Origin of the sequence: Dielma fastidiosa (assembly GCF_000313565.1) — a bacterium.
In the GTDB taxonomy this organism is placed as follows: domain Bacteria; phylum Bacillota_I; class Bacilli_A; order Erysipelotrichales; family Erysipelotrichaceae; genus Dielma; species Dielma fastidiosa.
Genome location: NZ_CAEN01000089.1, coordinates 1 through 851, shown reverse-complemented (window position 1 = coordinate 851; position 851 = coordinate 1). Strand labels below are relative to the sequence as shown.

Here is an 851-nt window from a genome sequence, read left to right as displayed (position 1 = left end):
TTACTATGAATAAATATTCAAGTAAGGCCGTTAAGACTGCTGCTACTGTTGGTATGTCTTTGGCTATGGTTTTGAGTGCTGCTGCTCCAGTTATGGCAGATAGTTCAACTGCTATAAAAGGTGGTATTTGCGATGGTTTGATGGATGACAAAACAGCAGATTGTGGCGCACAAGTTTATTTAGAAATTTTAAGTCAGTTAGATGGTGCTAAATTTAGTACAGTTACTTTAGATAACGACATGAAAGCTTTAAATAAAGAAGGTGAGAAAGTTAATATCTTAGAAGTAATTGCCGATTACGCTTCAGAATTAGATGCCTTTGCTAAAAGCGGTGTTGGTTATACAGAAAAAGCTAACATTACTACATGGACAAATGTAATTAAAGGCATTGAAGCTTATGCTGGTGAGGGTTCTATTAAAGCCAAAGATGTTAAGGATACTTCAAAACTAGCTAAGGTGATGAAAAACACTAATAATGAAACTGGTAAAGAACATGATTGGTCTGTGATTAATGATGACAATTACTTAGATGCCAAAGCTGCTTTAAAAGAGTTGAAAGATTTCAAAGCTGACTATGGAAAATATTTAGGTATTGATTCAGATGGTGAATACAGTAATGATTTAGCGGGTGCGGTACAAGATACTTATGTTTCATTAAATAATAATATTAATGAGCATTTAGGTGTAACAGCTGATAAAGATTTATCATTCTTTGTATTAGCTTTCGACACTATTTTACAAAATGATTTAGATGGTAAAACGACTGATATCCAAACAGAAGTAGAAAAAGGAAATAAAAATTCTACTATCGCTTTGATTCTTCAAGGAGAAAAGAAAGAAGAAGTTAAGACT

1 protein-coding gene is annotated in these 851 nt (G+C 33.0%); it reads left to right on the top strand.

Features of this window, described 5'->3' with window-relative positions:
- The coding region (locus DAHG_RS21295) for a hypothetical protein (RefSeq protein WP_161650481.1) at window positions 1-851 on the top strand (851 nt) is incomplete at both ends.